A 14832-nucleotide genomic window follows, 5' to 3' on the forward strand; every position below is an offset into this window, starting at 1 on the left:
CTCTTTATTCATCCTCTGCCATCTTTAAATTCAGTACTTCTTCCTCATTTTTATAGATAATCTTCATTTTAAATACATCTTCTTTACATGTTCGATCATTAAGCGTACCAACTAAAAAAGAAACAGCGTTATCGTCCAATTTATTCATCATAGCTTTTACGTTTCCCGTTACCGTATCACCATCACTCGTTTGAATTTCAACCGTAATGTATTTCAATTGTTCTGGCGTTAGCTGAATCTCTTTTGGCTCTAGCGTTACCCAATTTGTTTTGCGCTCTTGATAAAGCTTGTGGTCATATATGTATTCAGCACTCCACTCTTTTCCTTCATCAGAGAAAACAGCTTGTCCTTCCACTTCTGTTTTCCCACCAAGTGAACAGCCCACTATACATATAAAAACAAAAGCTACAAGCAGTACTTTCTTCATTTATAATCCCCTTTATATCATCTTACTTCTCTATTTTTCTCACAGGAATAAACGCTTTATAACCAGTAAAGGATGGCTGACCTAGTTTTTCAAAGAAAAAGGTATAAGTATCAGCTTATTCAAATAATGGAAAAATTTACACACCTCATTATAATCAAATTTTCCGATAGCTTCAATAAAAGAAAGTGAAAATAATTATACATTTTAAAATTATTGGAAAAATTCCTCGTTAGGAAAATAGCAGTATAAGGGTCTTAATTAATTAATAAAAAATGAGTTTGGGACATAACAAAATGATTGCTTCAAAAAAACGAACACTAGCTGTTCCCATCTCTTTAGTTTGTCTGAACACGTTCGTTCCATTGCGCTACGCCACACGCTTTCCGCGGGGAGGAGTCGAGTGTTCTACGCTCCATTCCACCCTGTTTCCAAACTGGTTTTTCCCAATCAACAAAAAGCCTGAACGATTAAAAGTTGTGAACTCTCAATTGTTCAGGTATAGCAGGGGCTGAACTACTTATGTCTCAATCTCGGCACAACACTCCACTACTTAGAGTGCTTCATTTTATCAACATATAAGTAATAACCAATTCCAGCTCCGCTAAGACCACTAGCAGCACAGATTCGCATTAAACCACGAAAATGTCAATAAGTTCCATGTGTGACATTTCAATGAATCCTTCTCCTGAGTCCAATACCTCTTTATAAGGTACAAAAAACACACCTATACAAAAGCCTAAAGCAAGACCATATATAAAACCTTTTTCTACAAACTTTCCCAACCTAATCCCCTCACTTCACCCTTCCCATTATGAACACATCATGATATTCACCTGCATAGAAATGCGCTTTTTTTAGTTGCCCCTCTACTTGAAACCCTTTTTTCTCGTAGAGCTTCATTGCTTTTTTATTTGAGACACTCACCTCTAATTCTAAGCGGATCAGCCCTAAATAGTTGTCTGCAATGTCCAGTAGTGAATCCATAAGAGCACTGCCGACACCTTTTCCGTGATAGTCTGCATGAATAGAGATACCCACTACAGCAATATGACGTTGCTTTGCTGGTTTAACATGAAGACCAGCCATCCCAACCACTTTATCCTCAATCTCTGCCACCATTAAATGCGTATCATGATTCATACTGTTCATAAATTCGCTCGGTGTCTTCACACGCTCTGAAGGTACCGCTAACGTATGGCGCGCAACGGACGGCTGAATTCTAATTTCATGAACAGCCTCTGCGTCATTTGGATGTACGGGTCTAATTTTAAGATCAATCATTTCACACTCTCTCCTTCACGATATGAATAGTCTGGTTTCTTTTTCGTTTTCATCATCGTTAACCCCATGCCTCCGAAAATAAGGACAATGCCAACACTCTGTAAAATATCTGGTCTAAAGCCTGTTAGAAGCGTATCTAGTAGAATAGCTACCGCTGGATCTAAAAACACGAGAACCGAAATGACGTTTGACGATAAAAATCGTAAACTATCAAAAAACAGCAAATAGACGATACCAGTATGTATGATGCCTGTTGTAGCTACAACTATCCAGTTAATAGAAGATAGCTCAGAAAAAGAGTGAAAGCTAACGAGCGGAATCAGCATAAAGATTCCAACCAGGGTTTGTAAAAACGTTGTTGCATAAGGACTTAGCTCTCTAATCCCTTTACCTGCTAGCGCAGTGAATGCATAAAAGAACGCAGCCAAAAGCCCCCAAACCACCCCTGAAGAAAGTAAATCGCTCATTGATGTACCAGCATTAATCCCTGAAACCAAAAGAGTACCGATAAAACAAATCCCCAGCGACATCACCGATATAAGGGTTAACTTTTCTTTATAAAGGATAGCTCCTAAAAGCAAAACAAACACCGGTGCCAAATGATAGATTGAAATAGCAACCGTAACGGACGTTTGTTCAAATGCCTTAAATAAAAATACCCAGTTTAACACAAGAAACACGCCACACACTAACGTTTGAAAAATATCTTTTTTACTCCACTTTTCTTCTTTATACTTTCCAGTTAACACCCAACAAGTGCTTAAAAATAGCGTCGCGCACATGCATCTAACAAAAACAAGCTCCACTGACTGTAAATTAGACCGCTCTGAGAAAAAGCCGATTGAACCAAAAATAACCATGGATACAATCATCTTCAGCTTAGCAGATGAAGAATTGAGAGATGCTTGATTGTGATTCATTCCTTGCACCTCCTATAAAATTGAATTTATTTTACCATAAATATCCTAACGGGACGTAACAAATCTTGAAAAAGGCTTTATTTTCTAAATAGGGTTGCTCATTGTATGTAAGCATGCTACAATTTTCACTAATAAATACGAGAGGAATGATGGATGAACAATGGATAACTAACCTAATTTTTTACATTTGAAATTTCATAATTTCAAGTCTTAAAAACTTAGGATTAGTCTGCCCATTTTTCAACCATCCCTACAAGCGCTCTGCTTATAGGCTTCTTTATGCGGGACAATAATGCGGACTCGACTAATCCTTCCAATGAAATTGGGAGGATTTTTTTATTCTCCCTGTACCGAAGGGATGATTCGATGTTAGAACTACTACAATTACAAAAATTGAAGCTTGAGTTAGATGAATACACGCTGTTTAAAGATGTAAATGTAAGTATCCAGCAAGGTGACATTATAGGTATTATCGGTAAAAACGGTGCCGGCAAATCCACCTTGCTTCGCTTACTAACTGGAGATATGAATCCAACAGATGGAAAAATTCAGCACTTTCAGCCCAACCTTTCCATTTCTATGGTCGAGCAAGAAGCAAGCTCCTACTTATTTGAAGACGTGTCATCATCAGAAGAAACGCTTTTAAGGAAATGGAACGTGCCAACCGGCAACTTTCAGCGGCTGAGCGGTGGTGAAAAGCTGAAAGCCCGCCTTGCAAGAGGTTTAGCGAACTACTCTGACCTTTTATTGTTAGATGAACCAACAAATCATCTAGATGCGGACAGCACGGCGCTTTTAATCAAAGAGATAAAGAAATACCGAGGAACGATCCTTTTGGTTTCCCATGACCGCTATTTTTTAGATCAGGTCGCAACAAAAATCTGGTCTATTGAGAATCAAAAAGTTATTGCGCACAGCGGAAACTACAGCGACTATATGAAACACCGTGAACAAGCTCGCCTTACCCAGCAGCGAGAATACGAAAAGCAACAAAAAATGAAAGAGCGTATCAACAAACAAATGAAGCAACTTACCGCTTGGTCACAGTCAGGTCATGCACGATCAACAAAAGAAGAAGGTTTTAAAGAATATCACCGCGTCAAAGCCAAGCGTTTAGATTCACAGGTGAAGTCAAAACAAAAGCGTCTTGAAAAAGAGCTGGAAAAGTTTAAAACAGAAGCTCCCGCTGAGGAGTATCAGGTTCAATTTTCATTTACTTCAACCCATAAGCACGGCAACCGCTTTTTAGAAGTAAAAGAGCTGGAAAAATCATTTATAGACCGTGTCTTATTTAAAGAAGCAAACTTCACGATTCAGCACGGTGAGAAAGTAGCGATTATAGGCCCTAACGGCAGCGGGAAAACGACGCTTTTACAAATGATAATGGAGAACGAAGCGCCGACAAAAGGCGAACTATGAATTTCCCCTTCTGCTCAAATTGGGTACTTAACGCAAGAAGTATTTGACCTTCCGCTTGACCAAACCCCAAAGGAGCTTTTTCATCGAGAAACATTTGAAGCTCGAGGGCATGTTCAAAACTTAATGAAGCATTTAGGCTTTGTCGCGTCACAGTGGAACGAGCCAATTGCCAACATGAGTATGGGTGAGCGCGTGAAATGTAAGCTGATGAAGTACATTCTAGACGAAAAAGACGTGCTGATTTTAGATGAACCCACCAATCACCTTGACTTACCTTCTCGAGAACAGCTCGAAAAAACGCTAGCGCAGTACAAAGGAACGCTGCTAGTCGTTTCTCATGACCACTATTTCGTTGAAAAGGTAACTACCGTGCAGCTGGTTATTGATAATGAACGAATTAAAAAGCAGATACAAACATCAGGCGATACGCCAAGCACCATCGATGACAAAGAAAAGCTCCGCTTAACGCTTGAAACGGAGCGCCAGGAAGTACTTGGGAAACTAAGTTTTCTTACACCAAATCATAAGGGTTATGCAGAGTTGGATTTGAAGTTTGTGGAACTGACGAAGAGGATTAAAGAGCTACAATAAGCATTCACTACTATTCAATTATTCACTTTTTCTAGTAAACTTGAATGACAAGAAAAAGCGATTAGAAACTAAAGAGTCTAATCGCTTTTCTCTGTTTGAGCTATTCATTTAAGCTTCGTTTCTCACTTTATGAAATAAAGACATAATCAGCCAGATCACTGCTGGAAAGACAGTTCCTCCAATAATCATATAGGCTAGCAGACGAGCTGAGTCATAATCACCGAATACCAAGACAAGAACTGCCATTATGACAAGAGCAGCTGGTATAATTTTCAACAAAGCAACTAAACCCTTCTTTTCCTCCACTTTCCATTTATTATTATAGGATGCGATGGCAGTCAAAGTTGCTGGAAAGGCAACAACTGTTAGCACGATACCAATCACAGTCAGCAGCGAATGTAAAACTCCAGAGCTCATCATCGTTCCCAACCACGCAAGCGCTGTGATTACTACTAATGAAATCGCGATATACCCCATGGAATTAGACAAGCTTTTATATTTTTCAACTAACGTCTCAGAGTCGCTATAAATTGATTTTGTACCAGATTCTGCTCGAAACAAATGAATATCTCCTTCTGAAGTTACGTGAGACCACCCGGCGGATGCAAAAACATCAAAGTATTCATCTTCTTCTCCTACTTCAAGGGATCGGTAGTCTACGCTGTAGATATAGTCTGAGCTTTCTCCTTTTTCAAGCGTGTACCCCAAAAATTTAAAACCAGTAACGTGCCATCCTTTTAAAGAAAATCGGCGTAATTTTTTCATATCCTTCTCTTCAGCAAAAGCAAGGCCACCTGACATGATGTACTTGGTTTGTTTCATTCTTCATCCTCCCCCAATCCCGTTTCAGCTAGCTCAATCATCATTTTTCTAAGGGTTACATCTTCTCTAAGCACAGTTCTTCCTGCATCGGTAAGGAAATACGTTTTACGTCTTGAATCCGAAGCATCGTATAAGTAAATCCATTCTTTGTCTAACAGCTTTTTAATAATGGTATACATGGAAGCGGGCCCTATTGTAATTGTGCCCTTTGATGTTTCTTCGATTAAATTCATAATAGCATAGCCATGCCTTGGCTTTGTTAAAGCTGCCATTATGTAAAACATTGAATCTGTTAACTGCTCTGTTTTTCCCAAATCCTCACCTCTTATATCACTTCAAGATATATCATATTACGATATAACTAAATAAAATATATCATAATGTGATATAGCTGTCTAGATTGAATTTGGATTTTATTTCAAGATTAATGAAAGCAGAAAATAGGCCTTCCAAATACAAAAGTGCGTTCTCACAAGAGAGCGCACTTGAAGATTACCTTTATAAATGTTAACACTTTTATATAAAAGCAGTTTGTTTTTATTCCTCTTCTTCATCAAACCAAAAATCTAATAATACTGCGGCTATTTCTTGATTATCATATTGAACGTAAGCTGGATAGTAACCATCACCTATTCCAGCCATCGACACAACTCCACCAGGGACGATACCAGCTTCATATTCAGAAGATGCGACTGCATCGCAGCAAGCTACATAATACGTAAGACCTTCTTCATCCATATTAATCTCATGCACATTTTCCACTTGATATGTAATTGCGTCGTCTCTTCCATAAACGGATGCATCAAATATTCCTGCCGTGGCTGAATCTACTCCAACTTCTTTTCCAGTGTCAATCCAATTATCAGTCATTTTAAAATCAGTGTGCGTAGCTACTAATTTACTTATCGTAAAATCATCTTCATAGAAAACTGTTGCGGTCCACTCACCCCTTTTAGCAGGTTCTAATTGCCATGCAAAATCGTCGCTGTCGTCTACCGCACACTCAATTGGATAACACGGATCTGAGATGATAAGCTGAAGACCAGTTACATGAAAGCTACCTAATTTTTTACTATTCATCTTGTATTCCCCTAACTATTTATCTTGCTTCTAATAAAAATGGCACTATAAAAACATAGTACCATTTTTAAGTTATCTTTTTATGAATTATTAAAACTTATTAAATTAATGGCTTTTACCTTTCAGCGCTTTCACTACTTCTTTTGTTGCTTCTGCAATAAGCTTGTCGTCATACGAAGCATCTTTTTCATTACGACTTTTACTGGTTTAGACGTTTGGAGATTTGAATTCACGACATCTCTCCTTATCGAAATGTTATATTTTACTATTATGGCATAAATAGTAAAAAAAGAGTTTGGGACATAACAAAATGAGTGCTTCTAAAAGACGAACACGAGCTGTTCCCATCTCTTTGATTTGTCTCAACACGTTCGTTCCATTGCGCTACGGTCACGTGCTTTCCGCGGGGAGGAACCTGAGCTTCCTCGCTGCGCTGCGGGATCTCCGTTTTCACAATCAACCAAAAAACCTGAACGATTAAAAGTTATGAACTCTCAATCGTTCAGGTATAGTAGAGGCTGAACTACTTATGTCTCAGTCTCCTTCTCTTTACATCTTTTTCAACTCATTGGCTAAAAACTCAACGTCTGTGCCGACAACTATTTGAAGGTCTTGGCCACTTAGCTTTAGTACACCTTTCGCTCCCAACCTTTTTAGCTCAACTTCATTTATGATACTCGTATCTTTGACTTTTAAACGAAGGCGCGTCACACAATTATCCACTTCAAGCAAGTTTCCTCTTCCGCCAAGTGCTTCTGCGTAAGCTTTCGCAAGGTCACCGTAACTACCTGTTAACGCTCCGCTTTCTTCAAATTCCCCTTCTACTCCATCCTCACGCCCCGGTGTTTTTAGATCAAGCTTAATAATTAAATAGTAGAAAATCATAAAGTACAGCAGCGCATAAATGAGGCCAACACCGGCTAAAAGCAGCGGTTTCTGTGCAATCCCAAAATTTAAGAAGTAGTCGATGGCTCCCGCTGAAAATCCAAAGCCGTGATGAATATCAAGCAGGTACGTAATCGACATAGCAGAACCGGTTAAAATAGCGTGAATCACGTATAACACCGGTGATAAAAACATAAATAAAAATTCAATTGGCTCCGTAATCCCTGTTAAAAACGAGGTCAGTGCTAAACCTGCAAATACACCCATCATCGCTTTTCGACGCTCTTTTTTCGCAGCGGCAACCATGGCAAATGCAGCTGCTGGAAGGCCAAACATCATGATAGGGAAAAAGCCCGTCATAAACATTCCCGCAGAAGGATCTTTTGCTAAAAAGCGCCATAGGTCTCCTTTTATAACTTCACCCGCAGCGTTTGTAAACTCACCAAACTCAAACCAAACGAGCGTATTTAAAATATGATGCAAGCCAAGCGGAATTAGCATACGATTTAAGAACCCAAATACTCCGACTCCCGCTGCTCCAGCTCCGATAATCCACTCACCAATATTATCGATAAAGTGCTGAACAAAGATCCAAGCATACCCAAACACAAAAGCCAACACAAGCATCACAAGCGATGTGACAATTGGCACAAAACGTTTTCCACCAAAGAAGCCAAGCCAGTCTGGTAATTTAATAGTATGATAGCGGTTATATAAAAGCCCGGCAATGACCCCAGCGATAATTCCTCCAAGCACGCCCATATTAATCTCTTCATTAATAGCAGCCGCTCCTTCTGTCAGTACAAAGTACCCGACAGCACCTGCTAACGCAGCGGCTCCGCTGCCATCTCTTGAAAATCCAATCGCAACTCCTATCGCAAACAAAAGAGCTAAATGCCCGAAAACAGCGTCACCCGCTGCCGATATAAACGGTATACCTAAGAAGTCATCTTGACCCAACCGGAGCAAAAGCGCAGCAGCAGGCATAATCGCAATCGGAAGCATTAACGATTTACCGATTTTTTGAAGAAAACCTAACATAACAAACACCCCTCTTTTTTAGGATATACTACATAGTTATGTAAGCGTTTTCTTTATTAGCCCATGCTATCTGCTCAGACAAGTTGTTTTTTTCAAATATATGAAACCTTTCAATTCGCTCGTCGTATAGTCTAGAAACCCTAAAAAGGAGGAATTCTTATCGGAGAAGCGATTGTTCCTTTTATTATTTTGATTCCTTTTCTTATTCTCGCGTTTGTTCTTTCAAAAGGAAAAGGCGGTTTTTTGATCGCCGGCTATAATACCTTACCCGCTGAGAAAAAAGCGGAATACGATGAGGTGGCTCTCTGTAAATTTATGGGCAAGATCATGTATGCCATTTCGCTTGGGATTTTGCTGGTAGGTTTAAGCGAAGTGCTCGCCAACCAGCTGCTATTAGTTATTGGTATCATAGTGTTTGTCGTATCAATTGTGTTTGCGCTCATTTATTTGAATACAGGCAATCGTTTTAAGAAAAGATAGACATAAGAAACCCGCTTATGCCTAAGCTTTTATTTATCATACAAAACAAGGTGAATACGCCACCACTCTACGTACATGATCTAAAAGTATTTGGCCGTAGCTTTTTGATTATGAATAACTTAAAGCGATTGTGGGAAATAACAAAATAATGACTTCTAAACAATGAACCATTACGATTCTCATCTTTTTGGGCTATCCACACGCACACGTTCCAATGACGTGAATTTCAATAAGTGAGATGAGACAGAGTTCCCACACCCATTTTCTCGACAAAAAACCTGAGCCATTAAGAGTCTTGCCCCCCATGTTAAGAACTATTGTATTTCAATCCACGCATCCATATAGGATGCGACAGCGACTTTCAACCAAAATATGTTAAAAACCACATTAATTCTTAAGAAAATAGCTAAAAAACTGTTAAAAGATTGTACATTCTTTCAAAAAATGAACTATCTTAACCGAATTTGCTTCATAATAAGGTGCGAATGTCCCAGGTAGTTTATGTGAGCTTGATACTCGCACCTAACATGCTGGAAACATTTCTTTAGTTAGTACTCATTTGTTTATTAACATCATAACATATTTATCCAAATATTTCTTTTTTATTACATAAATTATCACTAGCGTCGCATAAATTTTAACTGAATTTTCTGTTTTCTTATTTTTCCTTTTATAAAGAAAAACGAATACTCTTGAACAGAGGTAGTAAACATCCATTTTTTTACTATAACTGTTGACGAGTGTGACAGAGGCGGGAAACCCTTTATGGGACCGCTTTTCCTGCGATTTTTCGTAGCCATAAGTGAGCGGATTTCCATGGAGCTGCCTTCAGTAAACGACTAATTTGTAAGTACGTTCTCGAACTATTCGTGTTCAGTTGTGCCAGTACATGCAGGCAATAGACAATCATCGCGATGTACACCTGATTATGCACGCCTTGTTCGCTTTGTGCGTAGAACTTTTTAATAGTCAAGTGCTGCTTCAGCCATTTAAAAAATAGCTCGATTGCCCAGCGCGACTTATATAACTCAGCGATTTCGTCAGCGCTTAAATCAAATCGATTCGTGATCAGATGCAGTTCGTTTCCTTTTGAATCGAGCACTTTGATGAGGCGAAAAGCGTTTTCTGCACGGTTTTGTGGTGTACCAATCAAAACCATTTCATCTGAAAACACAAGCGAGTCTTCAGGCAGTTTAAATGGCTCGATTACACGAATGACAGCGTTTTTTCGTAAGCGTGACACAAAGAAATACCCATCGTCTGTCATGCGGTCAAATCGTTCATAATCCAAGTAACCCCGGTCAAAGACGTACATGCATTCTTTGTCGTCAACGAGTACTTCCAGCTGACCACGATCATGTTCTTTCGCGTTTGTCAGCACCGCTTTATCTGGATAGGAACAGCCTTTTTCTGCGTAAACAAGACGTAAATGAAGCTTGATGCCCGACTTTGTTTTACGGAATTCAGCCCACTTATGGTTTTTCAAGTTCAATGGCAACGTACTCGAGTCGATAATTTTCAGTGGTGTTGTCGTTTCTCGGCGCTGCTCATAATGTGATTTCTCGTGAATTTGGGCAACTAAATCCAAAAATACCTGTTGGAACACTTCAGTCGGCACTTGATTTAATCGGCGTCCGAGCTGCGAAAAGCTAATCGCTTCTAAATGCGTCGCTTTTTGAAGGTCGTCAGAAAATAATGTCTCACTGACTGCACGCAGACTCTCGGTTTCATTGAGCTGAGCGAATACGAACAATTTCAAGAATGACGCAATGTGTAGCTTCTTTGTATAGTAATTTAATTGATAGCTTTCAACCAATTCCTCGAGTTTTGTGGAGAAAATCGGTGAAAACCATTGTTCAAATGATGTTTTTCGTGTAAACTTATCCATGCTTATTGTCCTTTATTTTGGATTTGGATGGTTTATTACCGCCCAACCATTATAAAGGCTTTTTTTATGCAAAGATAAAATTACTGAAAATTTAGATTTTTATAAAGCGTTGAATTATTTTAATGCGACACTAGTGATAAATTATATCTATATTATTATCTATAATAAAATGAATACGTCATTACATAGTTCACATATAGAAGGCACTCGCTAAACAAAAAGCCATTTACATATAAAAGCAAAAGTGTTACCTAGAAGCCCTGAATTGTAAGAACATAGTATTCTTCCGCACATTTCTCTACTTTTAACTATAAGCATTTACCCTTTTTTATCTCCATGATATGATGGGGTAAACGAAAAAAGGAACTGATACCATGCCCAAAACAATCGCTTGCCTACATGCACACCACTCAAACATCGAAGTCATTGAAAAAATGCTTAGCTCCCATCAAGCTGAACTCATTCATTTCGTCGAACCCGGATTCGACCGACAAAAAGCTGATGCTCACTTTAAACCAGAATTTATTCAAAGTAAGCTCGCCAATACAATGAGCTGGATTTCTTCTTGTCACGTAGATGCTATTTTAGTAACCTGCACCTTTTTCACGGCTCACCTACCGCTAAACGACCTCTCAGTTCCCATTATTAAAATTGACGAACTATTATTTACACAGCTAAAAGCTGAAAAAAATCCTGTTATCCTTGCCTTTACCAACCCCCAAACAGTTGATGGTACCATGCAAGCACTAGCTAAATTTGACTCTTCTATAGAAGCTAAGTCTCATCTAATTCCTAATACTTTTCATCTGATTATGAACGGGGAAAAACAAGAGTATCTAGATGTTGTGTCTCAAGGGTTAGCGGAACTAACAAAAGCGTATCCAGACCATAGGGTTTATGCTGCGCAGCTGTCGATGGTGGATGCTGCGGTTGTTGCGAGAGAAGTTGATGGAGTTGAGGTTGTGCATTATGGGGAGTTGGTTGGGGAAGGATTAACAGAATAATTAAATTTAGCTCGAGTTAAGTTGATCATCTTTTCTCTTCCATATTGTATAATTAAAAAGTTACTACTATTGGTTCTTTCCTATTGATCTTTCTAGCAATTTTTATTATAATAGAAGCTAAGCTTTATTCTAAACCGAAAGGATGTTCTTATTTGGTAATGAAAGATATTAAAGTAGCTGAACTGTTTGCCGGTGTTGGCGGATTTCGTTTAGGCTTAGAAAACGCAGGAGGTTTTGATGTTAGTTGGATGAATCAATGGGAGCCATCCACTAAAAGTCAGCATGCGTTTAACTGCTATATAGAAAACTTTGGAGATGACTCGTCTCATGTAAATGAGGACATCGCGAAAGTATGGAAAGACATCACAGATCACGATTTATTAGTTGGTGGTTTCCCTTGTCAAGACTATTCGGTTGCACGTTCCTTATCTGGTGAAAAAGGTATTCAAGGTAAAAAAGGGGTTCTGTTCTGGGAAATCATGAACATCGTCCAATATAAAAAACCAAAATACGTTCTTTTAGAAAATGTAGATAGATTGTTAAAATCACCCTCTAAACAACGTGGAAGAGACTTCTCTATAATGTTAACAGCATTTCGTGATGCTGGCTATTACGTTGAGTGGCGTGTAATTAATGCAGCTGATTATGGTTTTGCTCAACGCAGACGTAGAGTTTTTATCTTTGCTTACACAGTTGAAACTGAATTTGCAACACAGCAAGCTAAATTAGATGAAAAAGATATTCTTCATAAAAAAGGGTTCTTTGCTCCTTCATTTAAAGTCGAAAAAGAACCTTCATTAAAACATAAAGATAAATCTGTTACGTTACCACGTGATATCGTCGATGTCTCCGATGAGTTTAGCGAAAATTATCGAAATGCAGGTATTATGCGTGATGGTAAAGTTTATACAGCTGAACTAATTCCTCTGACAAAATCGCCAAAAACTTTGGGTGAAGTAGTCGAAGAAATTTATCAAGAACTCGGTCCAGTAGATGAGAGATTTTACCTTGATGAATCGAAGATTAATAAAAAAGGACGCACTGAACTAGAAGAATTAAAATACCTTAAAGGTCCGAAAAAAATTGAGAGAATTGCACAAACAGGCCATAAATATATTTATTCAGAAGGTGGAATGTCCTTTCCAGACCCCCTTACGCTGCCAGGAAGAACAATGCTAACTAGTGAAGGTACTTCAAACCGCAGTTCACACGTTATTGAAGATCCTTATACTAAACGCCTTCGTTATTTATCACCAGAAGAGTGTGAACGATTAAATGACTTTCCTGCAAAATGGACTGAAACAGGGATGCCTTTAAGAACTCGATATTTTTGTATGGGAAATGCTTTAGTTGTAGGACTAGTAGCATTAATGGGTGAAAGAATTAAAGAGATTTATAATCTAGATGTGGAAAAATTTTACGAACAGGGTTTTGAACAACCAACAATGTTATAAGAAAAAGGCTTCTACGGTTAATGTAGAAGCCTTTTTCTTATATTATTCACCAAATCTAGCAATATATACCTTGATATATTATAATTACACTATATCCTTTAATTGTAAAAACACAAATAGTATAAGGAGTTAAGCAATGGAATATCTAACAACTGATGAAGTAATGTTGAAAGCAAAAGAAGCTGAAGGTAAAACATTTAAAGAAATAGACTCTTACAATCGACTCTCTAACAAAAATTCTAAGGGGGGCTTTGGTCAAGTTATTGAAGAGAGCCTATTTGGCTATAAGATTAATTCCGATGCTCGACCAGACTTTGAACATTTAAACTTAGAACTTAAAGTGACCCCTTTTAAGCAAAACAAAAATAAAACATTCTCTGCAAAAGAAAGATTGGTACTTAATATTATTAATTACATGGAAGAAGTTAAGTACACGTTTGAAACATCAAGCTTTTGGAAAAAAAATCAAAACCTTTTATTAATGTTTTACGAATGGATTCCAGGTATAGAGCGCGAAGATTTAAAGGTGTTTAAAAGTATTTTATTTACTTTTCCAGAAGCGGATTTAGAAATTATTAAACAAGATTGGCACACAATAGTTAATAAAATTAAGGCAGGAAAAGCTCATGAACTATCTGAGGGAGATACAAACTACCTCGGTGCTTGCTCTAAAGGAGCTAATAAAAATTCTTTGCGGGAACAACCTAACTCTCCTCTACGTGCTATGCAACGAGCTTTTTCTTTAAAACAATCGTATATGACTGCTCTAGTAAGAAAATATTTACATAGCGATCAATTAGTTAGTTTTACCTCGGCTAACGAGTTAAAAAAGAAATCATTAGAAGAAATTTTAGCTGATAGGTTTGCACCATACAAAGGACTAACACCTACAGAGATGGCTGCACGTTTGAACGTTAACAGTAATCCTAAAGCTAAAAGTTTTATTCCTCAAATTATTAGCTCTTTGCTTGGTATTAAAGGTACGAAATTAGATGGAATTGAAGAGTTTTCCAAAGCAAATATTCAGTTTAAAACAATTAGACTAAAACCTAATGGCGTTCCTAAAGAAAGTATGTCTTTTAAAAATATAGACTTTAATGCTTGGGCTACAGAAAGTTGGGAAGAAAGTGAACTTCGACAAACTTTCTATGACACAAAGTTTTTATTCGTTGTATTTCAATATAAAGAAACTGAAAAAGAGAATCCGAACCGAGAAGTATACTTTAAAGGTATTAAACTTTGGAATATGCCTGTTAATACAATTGAAACCAAGATGAAACAGTTATGGCAAGAAGTAAATACCATTCTTCAAAACGGTGTTGTTATCCAAGAAAAGCCTTACGGCAAATCATCTAGAACACATAATAACTTTCCTAAAAAGGATTTTAACGGTGTAAGCCATATTCGCCCTAAAGCTCAAAATAGCAATGATAAAATAACACTACCAGACGGTCAAATGATTACAAAGCAATGCTATTGGTTAAATGATACTTATATTGCTTCTCTACTTAAAGATTTATATTAAAAAAGTAGCGGTTCA

At 37.9% G+C, this 14832-nt stretch carries 13 protein-coding genes and 1 pseudogene; 5 read left to right on the forward strand and 9 right to left on the reverse strand.

Going from position 1 to position 14832, the window contains the following annotated elements; translation table 11 throughout:
• Window positions 1–4: 4 nt before the first annotated feature.
• The 4 genes from MKZ18_RS11190 to MKZ18_RS11205 form a co-directional block, all read right to left on the reverse strand.
• The gene (locus MKZ18_RS11190; RefSeq protein WP_025908009.1) at window positions 5–427 is read right to left on the reverse strand and encodes a hypothetical protein; all 423 of its coding nucleotides are present in this window, start codon (window positions 425–427) and stop codon (window positions 5–7) included.
• Between the two features lie 629 nt (window positions 428–1056).
• Window positions 1057–1209, reverse strand: a complete 153-nt coding sequence (locus tag MKZ18_RS11195; protein ID WP_156413504.1) for a hypothetical protein — start codon at window positions 1207–1209, stop codon at window positions 1057–1059.
• Window positions 1210–1219: 10 nt separating this feature from the next.
• Complete coding sequence (locus MKZ18_RS11200) at window positions 1220–1708, reverse strand: GNAT family N-acetyltransferase (protein ID WP_062954696.1); 489 nt, start codon at window positions 1706–1708, stop codon at window positions 1220–1222.
• Window positions 1705–2628 carry a DMT family transporter gene (locus MKZ18_RS11205; protein ID WP_062954694.1) on the reverse strand — a complete coding sequence of 308 codons (924 nt, stop codon included), beginning with the start codon at window positions 2626–2628 and terminating at the stop codon, window positions 1705–1707. The genes MKZ18_RS11200 and MKZ18_RS11205 overlap by 4 nt, the downstream gene beginning before the upstream one ends.
• A 366-nt stretch (window positions 2629–2994) precedes the next feature.
• On the opposite strand from MKZ18_RS11205, the pseudogene abc-f reads away from it, so the two are divergent.
• Window positions 2995–4638, forward strand: a pseudogene (gene abc-f / locus MKZ18_RS11210) (ribosomal protection-like ABC-F family protein).
• 108 nt (window positions 4639–4746) lie between these two features.
• Here abc-f and MKZ18_RS11215 read toward each other — a convergent pair.
• The 4 genes from MKZ18_RS11215 to nagE all read right to left on the reverse strand — a co-directional run bounded on the left by MKZ18_RS11215 (window position 4747) and on the right by nagE (window position 8466).
• A complete protein-coding gene (locus MKZ18_RS11215; RefSeq protein ID WP_144593939.1) occupies window positions 4747–5460 on the reverse strand; it encodes a DUF2812 domain-containing protein in 714 nt (237 codons plus the stop codon).
• Window positions 5457–5774, reverse strand: coding sequence for a PadR family transcriptional regulator (locus MKZ18_RS11220; RefSeq protein ID WP_025908014.1), 318 nt, complete (start codon window positions 5772–5774; stop codon window positions 5457–5459). The genes MKZ18_RS11215 and MKZ18_RS11220 overlap by 4 nt, the downstream gene beginning before the upstream one ends.
• A gap of 223 nt (window positions 5775–5997) precedes the next feature.
• The gene (locus tag MKZ18_RS11225) at window positions 5998–6540 is read right to left on the reverse strand and encodes a hypothetical protein (protein WP_144593940.1); all 543 of its coding nucleotides are present in this window, start codon (window positions 6538–6540) and stop codon (window positions 5998–6000) included.
• 549 nt (window positions 6541–7089) lie between these two features.
• Window positions 7090–8466 (reverse strand): N-acetylglucosamine-specific PTS transporter subunit IIBC, encoded by a 1377-nt coding sequence (gene nagE, locus MKZ18_RS11230; RefSeq protein WP_061786694.1) that lies wholly within the window; start codon window positions 8464–8466, stop codon window positions 7090–7092.
• Window positions 8467–8655: 189 nt separating this feature from the next.
• On the opposite strand from nagE, the gene MKZ18_RS11235 reads away from it, so the two are divergent.
• Window positions 8656–8946, forward strand: a complete 291-nt coding sequence (locus tag MKZ18_RS11235) for a DUF3784 domain-containing protein (RefSeq protein WP_224840234.1) — start codon at window positions 8656–8658, stop codon at window positions 8944–8946.
• A gap of 763 nt (window positions 8947–9709) precedes the next feature.
• On the opposite strand, the gene MKZ18_RS11240 is transcribed toward MKZ18_RS11235, so the two are convergent.
• Complete coding sequence (locus MKZ18_RS11240) at window positions 9710–10834, reverse strand: IS4-like element IS4Bsu1 family transposase (RefSeq protein WP_100347207.1); 1125 nt, start codon at window positions 10832–10834, stop codon at window positions 9710–9712.
• Window positions 10835–11208: 374 nt separating this feature from the next.
• Between MKZ18_RS11240 and MKZ18_RS11245 the strand changes: the two genes are divergently transcribed.
• From MKZ18_RS11245 to MKZ18_RS11255, 3 genes are all read left to right on the forward strand, one after another.
• Complete coding sequence (locus MKZ18_RS11245; RefSeq protein ID WP_082802781.1) at window positions 11209–11838, forward strand: hypothetical protein; 630 nt, start codon at window positions 11209–11211, stop codon at window positions 11836–11838.
• A 158-nt stretch (window positions 11839–11996) separates the two neighbouring features.
• A complete protein-coding gene (gene dcm / locus MKZ18_RS11250; RefSeq protein ID WP_061786541.1) occupies window positions 11997–13292 on the forward strand; it encodes a DNA (cytosine-5-)-methyltransferase in 1296 nt (431 codons plus the stop codon).
• Window positions 13293–13428: 136 nt separating this feature from the next.
• Window positions 13429–14817, forward strand: coding sequence for a Sau3AI family type II restriction endonuclease (locus MKZ18_RS11255; protein WP_061786537.1), 1389 nt, complete (start codon window positions 13429–13431; stop codon window positions 14815–14817).
• Window positions 14818–14832: the final 15 nt, after the last annotated feature.

It is taken from the genome of Priestia sp. FSL W8-0001, from assembly GCF_038050335.1.
Classification (GTDB): Bacteria; Bacillota; Bacilli; order Bacillales; family Bacillaceae_H; genus Priestia; species Priestia flexa.